We start from the raw sequence: 20,170 nt of genomic DNA, 5'->3' as shown, positions 1-20,170 counted from the left end.
CAGGCTCACGAAGTGACTCCAAACTGCCGGTCGTCGAGCCCGACCGGGTCGGTGATCAGGGTGGGCGGTGGCGCGCTGTCGTCCACCTCGGCGGTGAACGGCCGGCCGTCGTCGCGGCAGATGAACTGGACGACGTGCCGGCCGGCGGCGGCCGCGCGGATCAGGCCGCCGGTGGTCGCCCAGACGCCGGAGAGGTAGAAGTTGGCCAGGCCGGGCAGCCCCGGGCCGTTGCGCTTGATCTCCTCCTCCAGGGTCTCCCCGCTCTCCACGAAGGGCTGCCAGCCGAGCACCGTGCCGTCGTAGTTGCCGGTGTAGCGGACCTGGGTGAGCGGTGTGGAGACGTCCTTGACGGCCACCGCGTCCCGCAGCCCGGGGTGGTGGCCGTCCAGGAACTCGATGACGGCGTCGCGGACCCGGCGCTTCTCCCGCTGGTACTCCCGGCCCCGGCCGACCGGCAGGGTGTGCAGTTCCTCGCCGCGCCGCAGCCGGGGCGCCTGCTCGGGGCCGGTGCTCAGCGCCCGCCAGGGGGCGATGTCGCAGAAGTAGCTGGCGTAGACGACGGTGGTCCCGGCGGGCGACAGCTCGGGGTAGTGCCGGCTGCGGAACTGGATGTTGATGCTGGGGTGCCGGATGCCGGTGAGCCGGGCCGCGAGGTCGTCGTCCAGCAGGTAGGTGGTGCACGGGTCGCCCGCCGGGAAGGGCGTGCGCAGGCCGAGGAAGACGGTCAGGTAGCCGGGGAAGACCATGCCCGGCTCGGTCAGCGTCTGGGTGTAGAGCCGGCGGTAGGTGTCGTTCAGGTAGCGGCCCTTGAGCAGGTCCAGCATCGTGGTGCGGCCGTCGCAGGCGGCCACCACGATGTCCGCGCGCAGCTCGCGCCCGTCGCTCAGCCGCACCCCGACGGCGGTGTCCCGTTCGACCAGGATCTCGGTCACCTTGGCGTTGTAGGTGATCTCGCCGCCGAGCCGCCGGTAGCGCTGCTCGATCGAGCGGGCCAGCCCGAGCGAGCCGCCCTCCGGCACGCCGGCGGACTGCCCGGCGTGCGAGGCGAGTTGGAAGTACGTCGGCAGCACCGGGAAGTTGGGGTGCTGCTCGTACAGCACGAAGTTGAACGCCTCGCGCAGCAGCGGGCTGCGGAACCGGGCCGAGTAGTCGCTCATCAGCACCGAGATCGAGCGCCGGATCACGTTGACGTACGGCAGGAAGGAGGCGAGCATCCGCCAGCGCTCCCACCGGCCCATCAGCCCGACCGGCTTGAGGAACGGGTACCGGGCGAGCGCCAGGCGGAACCGGCGCAGGCCGGCGCAGAACTGCCGGATCTGCCGGGCGTCCTCGGGGGCGAGGTCCAGCAGGTGGGCCTCCAGCCGGTCCGGGTCGGAGTAGAAGTGGACCGCCCGGCCGTCCCGGGTGCGCACCACGTTGAAGACGTCGAAGTTGCGCATCCGCTTGCCCTGCAGTGCGCCGAGTTCCAGCCAGATCCGGTGCATCTCGTTGCCCGGGCCGCTGCCCAGCAGCCAGCTGACGCAGCAGTCGAAGGTGAACTCGCCGCGGTCCCAGGCGGTGCAGCAGCCGCCGGGCAGCTCGTGCATCTCCAGGATCCGGGTGCGGTAGCCGTTCATCTGCGCGTAGCAGCCGGTGGACAGGCCGCCGAGGCCGCCGCCGACGATGATCACGGACTGCCGGGGGCTCATTCGCTCACTCCCAAGGTGGCCACGTCGAGTTGCGGCAGCCGGCCCCACTTGCCCGGGTGCCAGGGTTCCCTGTCGTCGCTGGGCCAGGCCCGGAACGGCCGGCCGAGTTCCCGGCAGAGGTACTGGGCGGCGTACCGTCCGCTGGTGGCGGCCCGGATCAGGCCGCCGAGCGAGGCCCACTGGCCGGCCATCGAGAAGCCGCTGAGTCCGGGCAGCCGCATCCGGTCCCGGTTGACCAGCCGGTTGGCGGCGTCCTCGGCCTCGGAGAAGGCCTGCCAGGCGAGGATGCTGCCGTAGGTGTTGCCGGTGAACCGTTCGGTGGTCACCGGCGAGGCGACGTCGACCAGTTCGATCCGCGCGCCGATCCCAGGGTGGGTCCGCTCCAGGAACTCCCGGACGAACGAGGCCACGTGCTGCTTGCGCTCCCGGTAGGCCCGGCGGTCGCGGATCCGCAGTTCCTTCCAGGAGCGGTAGTCGCTGAAGTAGGTGCAGTGCAGCACCGACTTGCCGGGCGGCGCGAAGCCCTCCGCGTAGTTCGAGCGCAGTTGCACCACCAGGCTGTGCTGGAGCGAACCGGGCAGCCGGGCGCCGTCCTCGGGTGTCAGCAGGTAGGTGGTGCTGTGCGGTTCGCCGGCCGGCAGCGGGCCGTCCACGCCGACGAAGGCGGAGACCACCGCCGGGTAGAGGTTGCCGGGCTTGTCCAGCAGTTCGCCGTACAGCCGGTCGGTGGCGGGGCTGGAGTACCGGCCGCGCAGCAGCCGGTCGAGCACCGTCGGGCCGTCACAGGCGGCCACCACGTGGTCGGCGAAGTGCCGGGTGCCGTCGCGCAGTTCGACGCCGATGGCGCGTCCGTCCTCGACCAGGATCCGGTCGACCCGGCGGCGGTAGCCGATCACCCCGCCGAGCGAGGTGTACCGCTCCTCCACCGAGCGGGCCAGTCCGAGCGAACCACCTTGCGGGAAGCCCGCGTTACCGGTGTGGGCGGCCGCCAGGGTGTAGAGGTAGGGCAGCAGCGGGAAGCCGGCCGGCTCCTGGAGGAACATGGTGGGGAAGGCCCGGCGCAGCAGGGGGTCCTGGAAGCGTTCGGCGAAGCGGCTCATCGGGGTGGCCGCGGTGCGCCAGAACAGCCGGAAGGCGGGCAGCACGGCGCGCAGGGTGCGCAGCCGTTCGGCCGTGGTCCGCAGCGGCGGCGGGGTGAGGTCCCAGGGCAGGTCGATGGCGGCGAAGCGGCGCAGGTCCCGGCAGAAGGCCCGGATCGGCGCGGCGTCGCCGGGGGCGAGGTCCAGCAGGTGGGCCTCCAGCCGGTCCGGGTCGGTGTGGAAGGTGACGGCCCGGCCGTGTTCGTCGACGACCCGGTTGAAGGTGTCGAAGTGGGTCACCGACTTGCCGTCCAGGGCGCCGAGTTCGCGCCAGACCTGGTGGGCGCCGGCGCCCTCGGCGGTGCCGATCAGCCAGTCGATGCAGTAGTCGAAGAGGTAGCCCTGCCGGGACCACGCGGTGCAGCAGCCGCCGGGCAGCACGTGCTTCTCGAAGATCCGGGTCTCCAGTCCGCTCATCTGGGCGTAGCAGCCGGTGGCGAGGCCGGCCAGGCCGGCCCCGATCACGATCACCCGGGGCGGGCCGGCGGTGGCCCGCTCCCGGACGGACCAGTCCGGCCCGTGGTCAGCCGCGGCCATCGACGCCGCCTCCGGTCAGCAGGTCGGCCATCGGGAGATCGCCGGCCGGGTCGACAGCCGGGTCGACAGCCAGGCCGACGACCGGGTCGGCGGCCAGCAGGGCGGCGGCCAGTTCGGCGTTGCGGGCGGCGTACTCGCCGTCCAGCATCTCGGAGTGGCTGCCGTGGCCCGGGTGGACGGCGGTGCCGGTGGTGGAGGCGCCGTGCCAGGAGCCCGGTTCGCCGGCCGTGTGGAGGATGAGCCGCTCCCGCTCGCAGACCACCTCCAACCGGGCCCGGACCGTGCCGGTGTTGGGTGTGCGGCTGCAGAACTCCAGGTAGTCCCGGGCCTGGTGGAGGGTCTCCTGGGCGACGATCCGGGAGCCGGTGTGCCGGTGCAGGTGGTCCCGGAGTTCGCGTTCGAAGACGGCCACGTGCTCCGCGCCCAGGTCGAAGGCGTCCAGGACGCGGTAGGCGTCCACCAGCAGCAGCGCGTCGACGGTGCGGCCGCGCCGTTCCAGCTCCTTGGCCACCTCGAAGGCGAGGTTGCCGCCGAGCGAGTAGCCGAGCAGCAGGTACGGCCCGTCCGGGTGCAGCGCCTCGACCAGGTCGGCGTAGCGGGCGGTCTTGTCCTCGCCGGTCAGGTAGTTGAAGGCGGCGATCCGGTGGCCGGGCAGGTGGGCGGCGAGCTGCCGGTAGACCAGGCCGTGCCCGCCGGCCGGCGGGAAGCAGAACAGCGTGCGCTCCTCGGGCGCCTCGGCGTTGAACCACAGGTGGGGCTGGCCGCCGGCCACCTCGCCGGTGATGATCTGCTCGACGGTGCGGGCCATGCCGTGCAGGGTGGTGACCTTGAACAGCAGGCCGACCGGGATGCCGATGTTGAACTCGGTCTGCAGGTGGTGGATCAGTTCGATCAGTCGGATGGAGCTGCCGCCGAGCTCGAAGAAGTCGTGCTGGAGGCCGACTTCGGCCAGTCCGAGCAGCTTCTGCCAGTGCTCGGCGACCCGCACCTCGTAGAGGGTGACGGGCGGTTCGTGCCGCGCTCCGCCGGTGTCGGCCTCGGGCTCGGGCAGGGCGGCGAGGTCGATCTTGCCGTTCGGGGTGAGCGGCAGGGCGGGGAGTTCGGTGAGGTAGGAGGGGATCATCACGGTGGGCAGGTGTTCGGCGAGGTGGCGGCGCAGTTCGCGGCGGTCCAGTTCGACGCCCTCGGCGGGCACCAGGTAGGCCGCCAGCACCGCCTCGCCGGAGCCGTCCTGGCGGATCGTCACGCAGGCCTCGGCGAGTTCGGGCCGGGCGGTGAGGTGGGCCTCGATCTCGCCCGGTTCGATCCGGTGGCCGCGCACCTTGACCTGGTTGTCGATCCGGCCGAGCAGGTGCGCGGTGCCGGAGGTGTCCCAGTGGCCGAGGTCGCCGGTGCGGTAGAGCCGCCGGGGGGTGCCGTCCAGGTCGAGGCTCCGGAAGCGCCGTTCGGTCTGCTCCGGGTCGTTCAGGTAGCCGGCCGCGACGCCGGCGCCGCCGATCCACAGTTCGCCGGCCACCCCGGCGGGGACGGGCTCGCCGTAGCGGTCCAGCACGTACAGTTCGCTGTTCGGGAAGGGGCGCCCGATCGGGACCATCCGGCCGGGTTCCAGGTCCTCGGCGCCGCCCTCGTAGTAGCTGCTGTCCACGGTGGCCTCGGTCAGGCCGTAGGAGTTGACCAGCCTGGTCGCCGGGCCGCACAGGGCGCGCAGCCGGCGGTGTTCGGCGGCCTTCCAGGAGTCGGAGCCGACGACCAGCAGCCGCAGGAAGTCCAGCCGTTGCCCGGAGCGTTCGCAGTGGGCCAGCAGGGCGCGGGCCACGGCGGGCACGAACTCGCCGCAGTCCACGGCCTCTTCGCGCATCACCCGGTAGAGCCGGGCGGTGTCGAAGAGCAGTTCGCGGTCGACCAGGACGAGGGTGCCGCCGGTGCCGAGTGCCCGGGCGAGGTCGCCGGAGAACACGTCGAAGGCGCTGCCGGCCATCTGGAGGTGCACCCGGGCCTCGGTGTCCAGCCGGTACTCGGCGCGCCAGCCGGCCGTCGCGGCGGCCAGGTTGCGGTGGTCGACCCGGACGGCCTTGGGGCGCCCGGTGGAACCGGAGGTGTGGATCACGTACGCGGGCCGGTCCGGGTCGGCGGGGGGCAGCGGTCCGTTCACCTCGGCGGGGCGGGACAGCTCCTCCAGGGTGACCGGCCGGGCGGGCAGTTCGGCCGGGAGGGGCTGCCGTTCGTCCACCACGACCAGGGCCGCGCCGGCGTCGGCCACCTGGTAGGCCAGCCGGTCGGCCGGGTGGCCGGGGTCGAGCGGCAGGTAGGCGGCGCCGGCCCGCCAGACCGCCAGCAGGGTGGTGATCAGCTCGGGCGACTTGTCCAGGCAGACCGCGACCACCGTGCCCTCGCCGGCCCCGAGTTCACGCAGCCGGGTGGCGGCCCGCCGGGACTGCCGGTCCAGCTCGCCGTAGCTCAGCCGCCGGACGGCGTCCCGCCCGGGGGCGACCACGGCGACGGCCTCCGGGTGCTCGGCGGCGGCCTTGGCGATCAGTTCGGGCAGCGGCACGTCGTGGTCGGTCCGCCGCCCGGCGCCGCTGAACTCGTCCAGGATGCGGCGCCGTTCGGCCTGGTCCAGCATCGGCAGCCGGCCGGCCGGTTCGTCCTCGGCGGCCCGGGTCATGGCGTCCAGCAGGTTGCGGTAGTGCGCGGCCAGGCGCCGGACGGTGCCGGGCTCGAAGAGGTCGGAGTTGTACTTGAGGACGCAGTGGTAGCAGCCGTCCGCGCGGTCCTCGTAGGCGGACAGGGTCAGGTCGAACTGTCCTTCCTCCTCCGGGAGTTCGATGTACTCCAGGCGGTAGCCGAAGCGCTCCACGGCGACCTTGTGGGTGAGCAGGATGAACATCGCCTGGAACACCGCGGAGCGGCTCGGGTCGTGCTGCAGGCCCAGCTGCTCGACCAGCAGCGGGAACGGGTACTCCTGGTTGTCCAGCCCGCCGAGCACGCTCTCCCGTACCCGGGCGATCAGCTCGGCCACGGTCGGTTCGCCGGCCAGGCTGACGTGCAGCGGCAGCGGGTTGACGAAGTAGCCGTAGACCGAGCCGAACTCCTCCTGGGTGCGGCCGGTGACCGGGCTGCCGACCACGATGTCCGGCTGCCCGGACCAGCGGTGCAGCAGCAGGTAGTAGGCGCTGAGCAGCACCATGAACGGGGTGGCGCCGTGCTCCCGCGCCATCTCCTGCACCCGCGCGGTCAGTTCGCCGTCCAGCCGGAAGAACTCGGAGGCCCCGTTGTGGGTCTGCACCGCCGGGCGCGGCTTGTCGGTGGGCAGGGCGAGGACGGGCACCCCGGCGGGCAGGTGGCCGCGCCAGTAGTCGAGCATCCGCTGCGCCTGCGGCCCGGCCAGGAAGCGGTTCTGGTGGTTGAGGAAGTCCAGGTAGCGGGCGGCCACCGGGGGCAGTTCGGGGGTGCGGCCCCGGCGCAGCGCCTGGTAGACCTCGAACAGCTCCTCGATGAAGGTGAAGGTGGAGATCGCGTCCGAGACGATGTGGTGGACGGCCTTCATCAGCACCCAGCGGTCCGGCCCGCGCCGGAACAGCCGCAGCCGTACCAGCGGGTCCTCGGCGAGGTCGTACGGCCGCCGGTACTCGCGGACGATCAGTTCGTGGATCTCCTCCCAGGGGCGGCCCTCGACGTCGAACAGCCCGGTGTCGGCGACGACTTCGGCGCGGATCCGCTGGACGGGGCGGCCCTCCTCGGCGGTGAACGCGGCGCGCAGTCCGGGGTGCCGGGCGACCAGGAAGGCGAAGGCGGCGAACATCAGCTCCGGGTCGAGTTCGGCGCGCACCTCGACGGCGCCGCCGATGTTGTACGCGAAGCCGTCCGGGTGCAGCTGGCGCAGGAACCACAGCGCCTGCTGGTTGTGGGTGAGCGGGTAGCGCGACTCGTCGGTGTGCGGCGCGACCTCGGCCCGCTCGGGGCCGCCCTCGGCGGCGAGCCGCTCGGCCAGTCCCTCGGTGAGCAGCTCGACCAGGTCGGCGACGGTGCCGTTGCTGAGCAGTGCCACCACCGGCAGGGCGACGCCGAGTTCGCCGTGCACCCGGGCGCGCAGCTCCATGGCGAGCAGCGAGTCCAGCCCGTGGGCGCCGAGTCCGGTGTCGGGGGTGATCCGCTCGGTGCCGGTGCGCAGCACGGCGGCGGCGGCCGCGGTGAACCGTTCGGTGACCAGCCGGCGGCGGGTCTGCGAATCGGCGGCGCCGTAGTCGTCCAGGAAGCCGCCGCGCTCGGCCGGGGCCCGCTCGGCGGCGTTCGCGGCCAGTTCGGCGACCAGCGGCGGCGGCGCGGGGTACCAGGCGAGGAAGGTCGGCCAGTCGACGACGGTGGCGACCAGCAGTTGGGCGCGGTCCTGGCCGAGGACGCGTTCCAGGACGGCGGTGCCGGCCTCCGGCGGGAGCGAGCTCATGCCGCGGGCGTCGCGGTAGTGGGCGACCAGGCCGAGTTCCTCGATCATGCCGGTGGCCCAGGGCCCCCAGTCCAGGCTGAGCGCGGGCAGGCCGGCGGCCCGGCGGTGGTGGGCGAGGGCGTCCAGGAACGCGTTGCCGGCCGCGTAGTTGGTCTGTCCGGCGGTGGTGAGCAGCGAGGCGACGGAGGCGAACAGCACGAAGTGGTCGAGTGGTTCGTCGGCCAGCAGCCGGTGCAGCAGGTGGGCGCCGGCCACCTTGGGGGCGTACCCGGCGTCGAAGGCGGGGCGGTCCATCTGCGCCAGCAGGGTGTCCCTGACCTGTCCGGCGAGGTGGAACACCCCGCGGACCGGCGGGAGCCGGCGCTGCCGGTGCTCGGCGAGCCAGTCGGCCAGGGCAGTCCCGTCGGTGACGTCCACCGCGGCGAGCAGCGGCTCGGCGCCGAGCGCCTCCAGTTCGCGCAGGAAGGCGATCCGCTCGCCGGCCGGGGTCGTCGGGTCGACGGTGTGCCACTCGGCGCGCGGGGGCAGGGCGGTGCGGCCGACCAGGACGAGCCGCCGGGCGCCGCGGCGCACCAGGGTACGGCAGAGCAGCCGGCCGAGGGCGCCGAAGGCTCCGGTGACCAGGTAACTGCCGTCCGGGCGCAGCACCGGCGGCAGCGGCCGGGTGAGGCCCTCGGCGGGGCGCAGCCGGCTGGTGAGCCGGCGGCCCGCCCGCAGGGCGAGTTCCTGTTCCCCGTCCTGGTGGGCGGCGAGTTCGGCGAGCAGGGCCTCGGCCTGTCCGGCGGCCGGGGCGGCGAGGTCCAGGTCGATCAGCCGGCCGCGCTGCGCGACGAGTTCCTGCTGCCAGAGCACCCGGCCGATGCCCCAGGCGGGGGCGCCGAGCGGTTCGACCCGGTCGCCCGGACGGGCCGCCTGGGTGCCCCGGGTGACGATGTGCAGCCGGCCGTCGGGGCGGGCGGCGGGCAGCGCCTGGGCGAGGGTGATCAGCGAGTAGGCGCCGAGGGTGGCGAGCCGGTCGAGCTGGCCGGGGTCGGTGGCGTCGAGGGCGGGCAGGTCGAGGTTCCACAGGTGGGCGACGGTCCGGTAGGACGGGTCCAGGTCGGCGAACAGCCGGCGGAGGTCCTCGACGGAGTCGGGCCGTACGGTGCTCGCCGCGTCGGTATGGGTGTAGGAGGCGCCGGGCCGGACGAGGTGGCCGCGGGCGCCGCGCTCGGCGGCCAGGGCGGCCAGCCGCTCGGCGAGGCCGTCGTCGTCGTCCGCGAACAGCAGCAGGTCGCCGACGGGCTGCTCGGCGGGCCCGGCCGGGGCGTCCTGCCAGCCGAGTTCGGTGAGCCAGCCGTCGATGGTGGCCAGGCCCACCGAGCCGGCCGCCCGGGTGACGTCAGCGGCCTTGAAGCCGGTGATCCGGCCGAGCGGGGTGCCGTCCTCGGCGTACAGGGCGAGGTCGCCGAGGAGTTCGCCGCCGCCGTCCCGGGTGACGGTGGCGTGCGCCCAGAGCGGCTGGTCGCCGATGGCGTCGAGCCGGACTTCCTCGATGGAGACGGGCAGCCGGACGCCGCCGTCCTCGGGCCCGTGCAGCCGGGTGGTGAGCAGGGTCTGGAAGCAGGCGTCGAGCAGGACGGGGTGCAGGTGGTGGCCGGCCGCGTCGGGGCCGAGCCGTTCGGTGGGGCGGATCCGGGCGAGCGCCTCGCCGGGCCCGGCCCACACCTCGGCCATGGCCCGGAAGGCGGGCCCGTAGTCGTAGCCGCGCTCGGCCAGGCGCCGGTAGCAGTCGGGGCCGTCGAGGCGCTGTCCGCGGGCGCGCAGCGCGTCGAGGTCGGCGGCGGGCCCGTGGGAGCGGCGCTGGCCGGTGCGGACCCGGCCGCCGGCGTGCACGACGGGTTCGCCGCCGGCCGGGGTGGCGGCGATGGTGAAGCGGGCGTCCTCGGGGGCGTAGCCGAGCTGGACGGGGACGGGCTCGGTGTCGGAGAGGAACAGCGCCCGGTGCAGTTCGATCTCGGCCAGCACCACCTCGGTGCCGCCGGTCAGCGCCCGGACGGCCTGGGCGGCCATCTCCAGGTACCCGGCGGCGGGGAAGACCGCCCGGCCCTCGATCCGGTGGTCGTCCAGGTAGGGCAGCCGCTCGGGGTCGAGCGTGGTGGTCCAGGTGGGCTGGGCGGCGGCGGTGCGGCGGCCGAGCAGCGGGTGGTCGAGCCGCCCGAGCCGGACCTGCTCGACCGGCTTGGGCTCGACCCAGTACCGTTCGCGCCGCCACGGGTAGCTCGGCAGCGGCACCGGGCGCCCGGCCGGGTGCAGCGCGTCCCAGCTCAACTCGACGCCCAGGGTGTGCAGTTCGGCCAGGGTGCGGGCGATGCGCTCGGGTTCGTCCTGCTGCCGGCGGATCGACGGCAGGGGGTGTGCCTGCTCGGCGCACTCGCGGATCGCGTGCCCGAGCACCGGGTGCGGGCCGACCTCCAGGAACAGCCGGTGCCCGTCCTCGGCGATCCGCTCGACGGCGGCCCGGAAGCGCACCGGGTTGCGGACGTTGCCCCACCAGTAGGCGCCGTCCAGCTCCGGCCCCCGGGCGAGGCCCTCGCGGGCGGTCAGGTAGAGCGGCAGCTTCGTCTGCTGCGGCTTGATCCCGGCCAGGGCGGCGAGCAGTTCGCCCCGGATCGGGTCCATCCGCACGCTGTGGTACGGGACTTCGACGTCCAGGAAGCGGGCGAACACGCCCTGCCGGTCGAGTTCCCCGGCCAGTTCGCGCAGCGCCTCGGCGTCCCCGGCGAGGGTCACCGCGGAGGGGCTGTTGACGGCGCCGAGCGAGACCAGGGCGCGGTACGGGCGGATCCGCCGCTCCGCCTCGGCCTCCGGCAGGCCGACGGCGAGCATCGAGCCCGTCCCGGCCAGCCGCTGCTGGAGCCCGCTGCGGGCGAGCACCACCCGGACGGCGTCGGCCAGGTCGTAGACCCCGGCCTCGTGGAAGGCGGCGACCTCGCCGGTGCTGTGGCCCACCACCGCGTCGGGGCGCACCCCGTGGCTGCGCCAGAGCGCCGAAAGGCCCAGCTGGACGGCGAAGTTGGCGGGCTGGGCGAGCCAGGTCCCGGCCATCCGGGAGTCGGCCTCGTCGCGCCCGAGTTCCGCCAGCAGCGACCAGCCGGCCTGGGCGCGGATCTCCGCGTCCACCGCCCGGACGGCCTCCCGGTAGACCGGCTCGCTCTCGTACAGGCCCCGGCCCATCCCCCACCACTGTGGGCCCATGCCGGTGAACACCCAGGCGAGGCGCCGCTGTCGGCGCTCCCGGGCCCGGCCCTGGACGACCCCGGGGTGGGCGTCGCCGCGTTCCACGGCGGCCAGCGCCTCGGCCAGGTCGGCGGGGCCGGAGTAAACCACCGCGAGCCGCTCGGACAGGTGCTGTCGGCGGTGCGCCAGGGTGTGGCCGAGGTCGGCCGGGCAGGCGCCGTCGGCCAGCTCCTGCCGTACGGCGGCGGCGAGTTCGGGCAGTCCGGCGGCGTCCCTGGTGCTCAGCGGCAGCACCGTGACGGCCGGCCGCGGCGCGGGGGCGACGGGGGCGGGCGGCGGCGGTTCCTCCAGCAGGACGTGGGCGTTGGTGCCGCCGAAGCCGAAGGAGTTGACGCCGGCCCGGGCCGGGCCCTGGTGGTCGGGCCAGTCGACGGCGGCGGTCGGGATGTCGAAGGGCAGCGCGGCCAGGTCGATGGCGGGGTTGGGCCGCTCCAGGTTGAGGTGCGGCGGGATGCGGCGGTGCTTGAGCGCCAGCGCGGTCTTGATCAGCCCGGCGACGCCGGCCGCGGCCTCGGTGTGCCCGATATTGGTCTTCACCGAGCCGACGTAGCAGCGCTCCCCCTCGCGGCGGCCGAGGCCCAGCACCCGGCCGAGCGCGGCCGCCTCGATCGGGTCGCCGACCGGGGTGGAGGTGCCGTGCGCCTCGACGTACTGCAGGCTTCCGGGCAGAACACCCGCCCCGGCGCAGACCCGTTCGATCAGGGTGGCCTGGGCGTCCGCACTGGGGACGGTGATGCCGTTGGTGCGGCCGTCCTGGTTGACGCCGCTGCCGAGGATCACCGCGTGCACCTGGTCCCCGTCGCGCAGCGCGTCGGAGAGCCGTTTGAGCACCACCACGCCGACCCCCTCGGCCCGGACGTAGCCGTCCGCGGCGGCGTCGAAGGCGCGCGAGCGGCCGTCGGCGGAGAGAAAGCCGCCCTTGGTCTCGGCAATCGTGTACTGCGGCGCCATGTGCAGCAACGCGCCGCCAGCCAGAGCGAGTTCGCTCTCGCCGCGGAGCAGGCTCTGACAGGCGAGGTGGACTGCGACCAGCGAGGAGCTGCACGCGGTGTCGATCGAGACGCTGGGGCCGCGGAAGTCGAAGCAGTGCGAGATCCGATTGGAGACCATCGTCATCATGGTGCCGGTGGCGGTGTGCGCGGCGATGGTGGTGAAGTCGAGGTCGGCGAACTGGAGGATCTTCCAGTCCAGGGTGAAGGCGCCCATGTAGACGCCGACGTCCCGCCCGGCCAGTTCGCCGGGGCGCAGCCCGCCGTCCTCCAGCGCCTCCCAGCTCACCTCCAGGAGCTTGCGCTGCTGCGGGTCCATGTGTTCGGCCTCGCGCGGGCTGATCCCGAAGAAGGCCGGGTCGAAGGTGTCGAAGCCGTCGATGTAGCCGCCCCGGCCGCCGATCAGCCGCCCCGGCTTGGCCCGGTCCCGGCTGCCCAGGGTGCCGGTGTCGTACCGGTCGGCGGGCGTGTCGGTGAGACAGTCCCGGCCCTCGATCAGGTTGCGCCAGTAGGTCCGGTGGTCGTTGGCGTGTCCCGGCAGGCGGCAGCCGATGCCGGTGATCGCGATCCGTTCGCAGGGCACGGCGAAGGGCGAGGTCGTCATGGTCCATTCCGAGGGTGGTGGTGGGGGCGGCGCGGGCCCGGGCGGGGGGCGTGGGGGCGGGGACCCGGGCCCGGCGGGTCTCGTCGGGTGGCGGGGACTCGTCGGGTCGGCCGTCGGCCTGGCGGGCCGACCGGGGGGTCAGACGGACTGCTCGGTGGTCTTCGTCCGGCGCCAGGGGTGCAGCAGGGTGGCGCCGAGTTCGCCGGTGGCCGGGAACGCGGTCGGGTCGGTGAGGCCGACGGCTTCCGGGATCCGGCCGGGCCGCCAGGTGAAGCTCCCGAACACGTGGTCCCACAGCGACAGGTCGGAGGCGTAGTGGCCGGCTTCGGCGAGGTCGGTGCTGTGGTGCAGGCGGTGGAGTTCCGGGCCGGCCAGGACGTGACCGAGCCAGCCGATGCGGACGTCGATGTTGGCGTGGACGAAATACCCCTGCGCCATGACGAATATTCCGACCACGAACACAGAATCCGCCGAGAATCCGATCATCGCCAGCAGTAGTTGGACCACGGACTGCGCGAACAGCACGTCCAGGAAATGGTTGACGCCGTTGTTGGCGACGTTCACCTTGGCCGGGACGTGGTGCACGCCGTGCAGCCGCCAGAGCCAGCGGTTGTGGTGCGACCAGCGGTGCACCAGGTAGTCGCCGAGCGAGCCGACCAGCAGGGCGAGCGGGATCTCCACCGCGAACGGCAGCGCCGGACGGCTCGGCCCGAGCGCCTCCACCAGCGCGGACACCAGCCCCTGGGCCAGTCCGCCACCGAGCATGCTCAGCACGAAGTACGCCCCGTACCAGCGGAGTTCACGCCCGCTCGGGCGCCAGTCGATCCGGTGGGGGATCACCCGCTCCAGCGCCGCCAGGTAGCAGATGACGGCGATCAGCACGAGCGGGGAGACCCGGTCGGGCGCCCAGTGGAAGCGCAGTGTCGCGACGGCAGTGCACAGCACCCCCAGGAGCAGAAGCGGATGGGCGAGCCGGCGTGCGATGGCGGACAGCACGCTCCCCCTTGTTCTTCGCGGACTAACGAATGGAAACGTCAGAGACTCTAGCGGGAGCCGCTGGCGGGGTCGGTCATTCGACGTGTTAACGCCATGAATAACCCGATCGGCGGAAGGTCCGCGCACGAAGTTGACGTATGACCGGTGTGAATGGGGCGCGTTCGGCCGATCTCCGCCGGCCGTCGGGGCGCGGTGCGGGAAACGCTCGGAGGGCTCACCACCCGCGCCCCCGCTCAGGACCTCCGCTACCCGAGCCCGCCCCGGTTCAGGAGCCCGCCAGCTCCGCCAACCGCCGGGCGGCCTGCGGCTCGTGTGTCGCGAGGCGCCCCCGCAGGCCGCGCAGCTCGTGCCCGACCAGCGCGGGCAGCGCGGCCACCGGGACGGACTCCAGTGCGGGGCCCAGCAGTTCGACGGCCGCCCGCGGATCGTGCGCACAGGCATGGCAGTCGGCCGCCCGGACGGTGAACAGCAGGCGGCTGGACGGCAGCTGGGTCGGACCGAGCAGACCGAGCGCGGTCTCGGTGGCGGCCAGCGCCCGCCGGGCCAGCCGGGGATCGTCCACCGCGGCGGCCAGGTCGCGCAACGCGGCGGCCGCGGCGGACTCCACCCGCAGCCGCATCGAGGCGATGGACAGCCACGGGACGTCCGCCTCGTCCCGGGCGCCGATGTGCTCCACGTCCGCCCGGGCCAGGCCGATCTGCCGGACGGTGCCGCGCACGTCCCCGGTCAGGGCCCGGGCGCGGGCCTCGCTGATCCGGCCCATCGCCCCGGCCCACGCCCGCTCGGGGGCGACCTTGTCGATCTCCCGGGCGTAGCCGAGCGCGGCCACCGGATCGCCGTCCAGCCGGGCCAGGATGCTCAGGTCGCTGAGCGTGCCCACCTGGGTGGCCTGGTCCCCGGCCAGTTCGGCCCAGGTGAGGGCGCGGTCGAAGCAGGCCATCGCGGTGGCGTTGCGGCCGTCCTGCATCCGCAACGCCCCGGCGGCGTGGGCGTGTTCGGCGGCCAGCCGGGCGAGCGGACGGCGCTGGGCGGCGGGTGCGACGGCCAGCCGGGCGAGCACCACCGCCAGGGTCCGCTCCACGGCGGCGACCAGTCCCGGAAGGGCGCCGGCCTCCCCGGCACGCAGCTGGGCGGCGAGCAGCCCGGCCAGGGCGTGCGCGGTGGCGGCGTCCAGCGGCGGCGCGACAGCCGGCTCGGTGGCGCAGAACTCGGCGTACAGCGCGGCGAGTTCGCCGGGCGGCGGCACCTCGCAACCCTCGGCGTCGTGCAGCGGGCAGAGCAGTCCGTAGTCCGGCAGCCGGGCCGGCGCGAGGAAGACCGGGCCACCGGGGGCGGGGCCGTCCGGTGCGCCGCCGGGCAGCGGCGGCCGGAGCAGGCCGGGGGCGAAGGGGGCCGGCCGGGGCAGCTCGGCGGTCTCGGCGCGCAGACAGGCCGCGACCAACTCTCCCCCGGCGCGCAGGAGTTCGTCGATCCGCCCGGCGACCCTCGGGGTGACCCGGCGGGCGCCGTGCTCGATCTTGCTGACCGCGGTGTGGTCATAGCCGATCCCGGCGCCCAGCTGCGCCTGGGTGAGCCCGGCCCGGCGCCGCCAGTGCCGCAACCGGGCACCGAACTCCCGCCAGGCGCACTGGTCCTGGAGCCTCGACGGTGCCGGGGCCGAGGCGGCGGGGGCCACACGGTTCCGCTGCACGGCTGCCTCCCCGGGGACGGGCCCCTGACGCGGGGCCCTGGGACGAGTCCGATGAGTCCGACGAGCCCGACCGGTCCGCCCGGCCCGCCCGGCCCGCCCGCTCCGACGAGGAGGACGGTACTCGAATGACCCCGGCCCCGTACATGAGGTGGTCTCAACCACTGCCGAGAAAGCCCAGCTTGACGGGAAACGACGCCCGCGCCTTGACGGAATTTGCCAACCCTATGCAGAGCCTGCACCAGCCATTGACCCGGGCATGACGCCATGTGAGTGTTCGGGCACCCGAGCGCGGACGGCCCGCAGCGGCCGTCCCCCGGACACGGCCCTGCGGTGCGCCACCAGCCTTGCCGTCCGCGGTCGAGGACCCCCACGTGCGAGGAGCCTCGATGCAACGCAGAGTTTCCCCAGGCCGGTTGCTCACCACGGCGACCACCCTGACCGTACTGGCCGGCCTGATCGGCGCCACCGCCGCAACGGCCACCGCCGCACCCGCCCCCTCCCCCGCGCCGCCCAGCGCCCTGGCCGCCGCCGTCAGCGCCGCCGACGCGGCCGCCGCGGCCGGCACCGACGCCCTGGCCAAGGGACCGGGCGAGACCTACGAGCGGAAGACCGTCACCCCCTGGCTGAACGGCCTCTACTCCGTCTCCTACGAACGCAGTTACCGCGGCCTGCCGGTGGTCGGCGGCGACGCCGTGGTGCTCGCCGACGGCAGGGGCACCGTCCGCGGCCTCCAGTCCGCCGCCACCGGGCCGGTCGGCGGCTCGACGACCCCGCAGATCGGCGCCGCCCAGGCGGAGAAGACCGCGCGCACCAAGCTGCCGACCGTGGACACGGTGGAGTCCCGCCGCCTGGTCGTCCGGGTCAAGAACGGTGCCGGCCGGCTCGCCTGGGAGACGGTGCTCAACGGCCGTACCGAGCACGCGCCCAGCCGCCTGCACGTCTTCGTCGACGCCGCCACCGGCGAGGTGGTGGACAGCTACGACGACGTCGAGGCGGGCACCGTCGCCAGCAAGTGGAACGGCCCCGGCCCGCTCACCATCAGCACCACCAACTCCGGCGGCTCGTACGCGCTGCGCGACCCCGGCCGGCCCGGCCTGTCCTGCTCCGACAACGACACCGGCCAGGTGTTCACCAAGTCCTCCGACTCCTGGGGCAACGGCAACCCCTCCAGCCGGGAGACCGGCTGCGGCGACGCCATGTGGGCGGCCCAGAAGGAATGGGACATGCTCCGCGACTGGCTCGGCCGCAACGGGCACGACGGCAACGGCGGCAGCTGGCCGATCAAGATGGGCCTCAACGACGTCAACGCCTACTGGGACGGCAGCTCCGTCTCCATCGGCCACAACCAGGCCGGCGAGTGGATCGGCGCCCAGGACGTCGTCGGCCACGAGTTCGGCCACGGCATCGACCAGTACACCCCCGGCGGCGCCAACAACGAGAACGGCCTCGGCGAGGGCACCGGCGACATCTTCGGCGCGCTCACCAAGGAGTACAACAACGAGCCCGCGCCGTACGACTACCCCGACTACCAGGTCGGCCGCCAGATCAACCTGGTCGGCCAGGGCCCGATCCGCAACCTCTACCAGCCCTCCCTGGTCAACAACGACCCGAACTGCTACTCCTCCGCCATCCCCAGCACCGAGGTGCACGCGGCCGCCGGCCCGCTGAACCACTGGTTCTACCTGCTGTCCAACGGCTCCAACCCGGGCGGCGGCAAGCCCACCAGCCCGACCTGCAACAACTCCGCCGTCACCGGCATCGGCGTCAAGCAGGCCGGCCAGGTCTGGTACGGCGGCATGCTGCTCAAGACCAGCGGCATGACGTACAAGCGCTACCGCACCACCACCCTGACCGCCGCCAAGAACCTCGACCCGAGCTGCACCTTCTACAACCGGACCAAGGCCGCCTGGGACGCCGTCAGCGTGCCCGCGCAGAGCGGCGACCCGAGCTGCACGCCGTCCGGCAACAACGACTTCTCGCTCGCGCTCGGCCCGGCCGCCGGATCCGTCCAGCCCGGCGCGTCGACCACCGCGACGGTCTCCACCGCCGTCATCTCGGGCACCGCGCAGACCGTCAACCTGACCGCCACCGGCGCCCCGACCGGGGTCACCGCGACGCTCAACCCCTCCTCCGTGCAGACGGGTTCGTCCTCGACGCTGACCCTCTCGGCCTCCTCCGGCGCCCCCGCCGGGACCTATGTGATCACCGTGACCGGCACCGCCGGCGCGGCCACCCACACCGCCCAGTACACCCTGACCGTCGGCGGCGGCGGCACGCCCGGCGGGCCCGCGCCGGACATCGACGTGGCCAGGATCCAGGCCGACCTGGCCCAGCTGAACACCATCGCCAACCAGAACGGCGGCAACCGCCGGGCCGGCAGCGCCGGGCACAGCCAGTCCGTGGCCTACCTCAAGGGCAAGCTCCAGGCGGCCGGCTTCACCGTCAGCGAGCAGACCTGCACCTCCTGCACCTACCAGTCCGACAACCTGATCGCCGACTGGCCCGGCGGCCCGTCCGACCAGGTCACCATGCTCGGCGCCCACCTCGACAGCGTCTCGGCCGGCCCCGGCATCAACGACAACGGCTCCGGCTCCGCCGTCCTGCTGGAGAACGCCCTCGCGCTCGCCCAGCAGAACCCCACCCTGACCCGGCACGTCCGGTTCGCCTGGTGGACCGGCGAGGAGCAGGGCCTCCAGGGCTCCCAGTACTACGTCGGCCAGCTCGGCTCCACCCAGCGCTCGGCGATCAAGGCCTACTACAACTTCGACATGGTCGGCTCGCCCAACGCCGGCTACTTCATCAACAACCTCACCTCCGCGGCCTCCGCGCCGATGAAGGCCTACTGGGACTCCCTCAACCTCCGGCCCGAGGAGAACGTCGAAGGCCAGGGCCGCTCCGACGACTCCTCCTTCCAGCAGGCCGGCATCCCGACCTCCGGCTACGCGGCCGGCGCCAGCGCCGTCAAGACCTCGGCGCAGGCCGCCAAGTGGGGCGGCTCGGCCGGGCAGTCCTACGACTCCTGCTACCACCAGTCCTGCGACACCACCGGCAACGTCGACGCCACCGTCCTCAAGCGCAACGCCAACGGCGTGGCCTACACCCTCTGGAAGACCTCCGTCGGCGGCACCACCCCCGCCAACGACTTCTCCCTCGCGGTGAACCCGGCCACCGCCACCGTCAAGCCCGGCGCCTCCACCACCGCCACCGTCGCCACCGCGACCACCTCCGGCTCCGCCCAGACGGTCAACCTCACCGCCACCGGCGCCCCGGCCGGGGTCACCGTCTCCTTCAACCCGGCCTCGGTGCAGTCCGGCGCCTCCGCCACCATGACCGTCGCCACCGCCGCGTCCACCGCGGCCGGCACCTACACCATCACCCTCACCGGAACCGGCTCCGCCACCCACACCACCAGCTTCACCCTGGTCGTGGACAGCGGAACCCCCAACCCCGGCAACGCCTGGACCCCCGGCACCACCTACCAGGCCGGCGACATCGTCACCTACAACGGCGTCAGCTACCGCTGCGTCCAGGGCCACACCGCCCAGGTCGGCTGGGAACCGCCGATCGTCCCCGCCCTCTGGCAGCAGCTGTGACCCACCCGGGCCGCCCTGACTGACCCCGCCGAGCCGCTGCGCCGCGATCCGTCGAGGGGGACGGACCGCGGCGCAGCCGTGTGTGCTGCCGTCCGGCGGGCCGCGTTGTCAGTCCCGTGTGCTTTCGTGTGCGCACGAGTATCCGAGGGCCGTGGGACCGAGGAGGCACCATGACGGGCTGGACGAACGTGACCTGGGACGGCTGGCGGGACGCCGCGGGGATCCGCGCGCACCTCGACGCGGGCGCCGACCCGGACTCCTTCGGCGACGACCGCCGGCCCCTGCACCGGGCCCTGCGCTACGGCTCACCCGAGGCAGTGGCCGAACTCGCCCGCCGGGCGGCGGACGTGGACGCACTGGAGGACGGGACGACAGCGCTGTGGGAGGCCGTGCTGTCCGACCGGCCGGACACCGCGAGGGCCCTGGCCGCCGCCGGGGCCGACCCCTGGCGCGCCCAGCTCGGCGGCTGGTCCCCGGGCCGGCTCGCCCTCGCCGGGCCGGTCCCCGACCTCTTCCCGCTGCCCGCGGGCGAGCCCGGGCTGACCGCCGCCGAGCAGGCCGCCGCCCGGCGTGCGCGACAACTCATCGCCGCCATCGGGGACTTCTACTACGACGGCACCGGGATCGCCTGCATCGCCGGCATCGACGCCGCCGAGGCGATCCACCGCCTGGCCGGCACGCCGGTGGACGAGGCGTTCATGGCGGACTTCCTCGACGAACCGCACCCGTTCCGACGCGCGGAGAGTCCGCTGCTGGTCGGTGTCACCACCGTGCCCGGCGGCTGCATCGTCACCCAGCCCTGGGGCTTCGCCCCCACTTCCTGCCGCACGATGGCCCGGCTGACCGCCGGCACCGTCGGCTACAGCATGTTCGCCAACCCCAAGAGCGGAAACCAGGGCCACGCCTACCGCGACGGCAGGGAAGACGGCTGGCACCCCCACCCCGGCGGCTCACCCATGGCCGGCCACACCCGCGAGGAGGTCCTCGCCTACTACCTCTACCGCCACAACGCCATCGCCCACGCCTGCGCCTTCGCGGGCCTCCACCCCACCGACGCACGCGCCGTCACCGGGCCCGCGGACACCTGGATACGCCTGCCCGAGCGCGGCTACGGGGAAGGCTGACCAGCCCGGGCCCGGCCGGCGAAGTGACCTGGCGTGACCGGGTGGCAACCCAGCTGACGTAGAGTCGGGCGCCGGGCGAGCCCGCCC

The 20,170-nt window shown here is 73.9% G+C and carries 7 protein-coding genes; 2 read left to right on the top strand and 5 right to left on the bottom strand.

Annotation, left to right across the window (positions count from 1 at the left end; all coding sequences use genetic code 11):
• Positions 1-5: 5 nt before the first annotated feature.
• The 5 genes from ACZ3YL_RS24380 to ACZ3YL_RS24360 all read right to left on the bottom strand — a co-directional run bounded on the left by ACZ3YL_RS24380 (position 6) and on the right by ACZ3YL_RS24360 (position 15,366).
• On the bottom strand, positions 6-1,688 hold the full coding sequence (locus ACZ3YL_RS24380; protein WP_465659838.1) for a phytoene desaturase family protein: 1,683 nt from the start codon (positions 1,686-1,688) through the stop codon (positions 6-8).
• A complete protein-coding gene (locus tag ACZ3YL_RS24375; protein WP_465659837.1) occupies positions 1,685-3,364 on the bottom strand; it encodes a phytoene desaturase family protein in 1,680 nt (559 codons plus the stop codon). Before ACZ3YL_RS24375 ends, ACZ3YL_RS24380 begins: the two co-directional genes overlap by 4 nt.
• Positions 3,351-12,680 carry a non-ribosomal peptide synthetase/type I polyketide synthase gene (locus ACZ3YL_RS24370; protein ID WP_465659836.1) on the bottom strand — a complete coding sequence of 3,110 codons (9,330 nt, stop codon included), beginning with the start codon at positions 12,678-12,680 and terminating at the stop codon, positions 3,351-3,353. Before ACZ3YL_RS24370 ends, ACZ3YL_RS24375 begins: the two co-directional genes overlap by 14 nt.
• Positions 12,681-12,818: 138 nt before the next feature.
• Complete coding sequence (locus ACZ3YL_RS24365) at positions 12,819-13,676, bottom strand: sterol desaturase family protein (RefSeq protein ID WP_465659835.1); 858 nt, start codon at positions 13,674-13,676, stop codon at positions 12,819-12,821.
• Positions 13,677-13,941: 265 nt separating this feature from the next.
• A complete protein-coding gene (locus ACZ3YL_RS24360) occupies positions 13,942-15,366 on the bottom strand; it encodes a helix-turn-helix domain-containing protein (protein ID WP_465659834.1) in 1,425 nt (474 codons plus the stop codon).
• A 386-nt stretch (positions 15,367-15,752) separates the two neighbouring features.
• On the opposite strand from ACZ3YL_RS24360, the gene ACZ3YL_RS24355 reads away from it, so the two are divergent.
• Entirely contained in the window at positions 15,753-18,959 is a 3,207-nt protein-coding gene (locus tag ACZ3YL_RS24355) for a M28 family peptidase (protein ID WP_465659833.1), read from the top strand.
• A 170-nt stretch (positions 18,960-19,129) separates the two neighbouring features.
• Complete coding sequence (locus ACZ3YL_RS24350; protein ID WP_465659832.1) at positions 19,130-20,083, top strand: ankyrin repeat domain-containing protein; 954 nt, start codon at positions 19,130-19,132, stop codon at positions 20,081-20,083.
• The last annotated feature ends 87 nt before the right edge of the window (positions 20,084-20,170 follow it).

This window comes from Kitasatospora sp. NPDC023176 (genome assembly GCF_055560495.1).
Note: the sequence above shows the minus strand (reverse complement) of the source record. Positions and strands in the feature narration are given on the sequence as shown.

Coding starts and splice junctions, on each gene's coding strand:
- ACZ3YL_RS24355 (WP_465659833.1), top strand. CDS start 15,753: ATGCAACGCAGAGTTTCCCCAGGCCGGTTGCTCACCACGGCGACCACC.
- ACZ3YL_RS24375 (WP_465659837.1), bottom strand. CDS start 3,364: ATGGCCGCGGCTGACCACGGGCCGGACTGGTCCGTCCGGGAGCGGGCC.
- ACZ3YL_RS24380 (WP_465659838.1), bottom strand. CDS start 1,688: ATGAGCCCCCGGCAGTCCGTGATCATCGTCGGCGGCGGCCTCGGCGGC.
- ACZ3YL_RS24370 (WP_465659836.1), bottom strand. CDS start 12,680: ATGACGACCTCGCCCTTCGCCGTGCCCTGCGAACGGATCGCGATCACC.
- ACZ3YL_RS24350 (WP_465659832.1), top strand. CDS start 19,130: ATGACGGGCTGGACGAACGTGACCTGGGACGGCTGGCGGGACGCCGCG.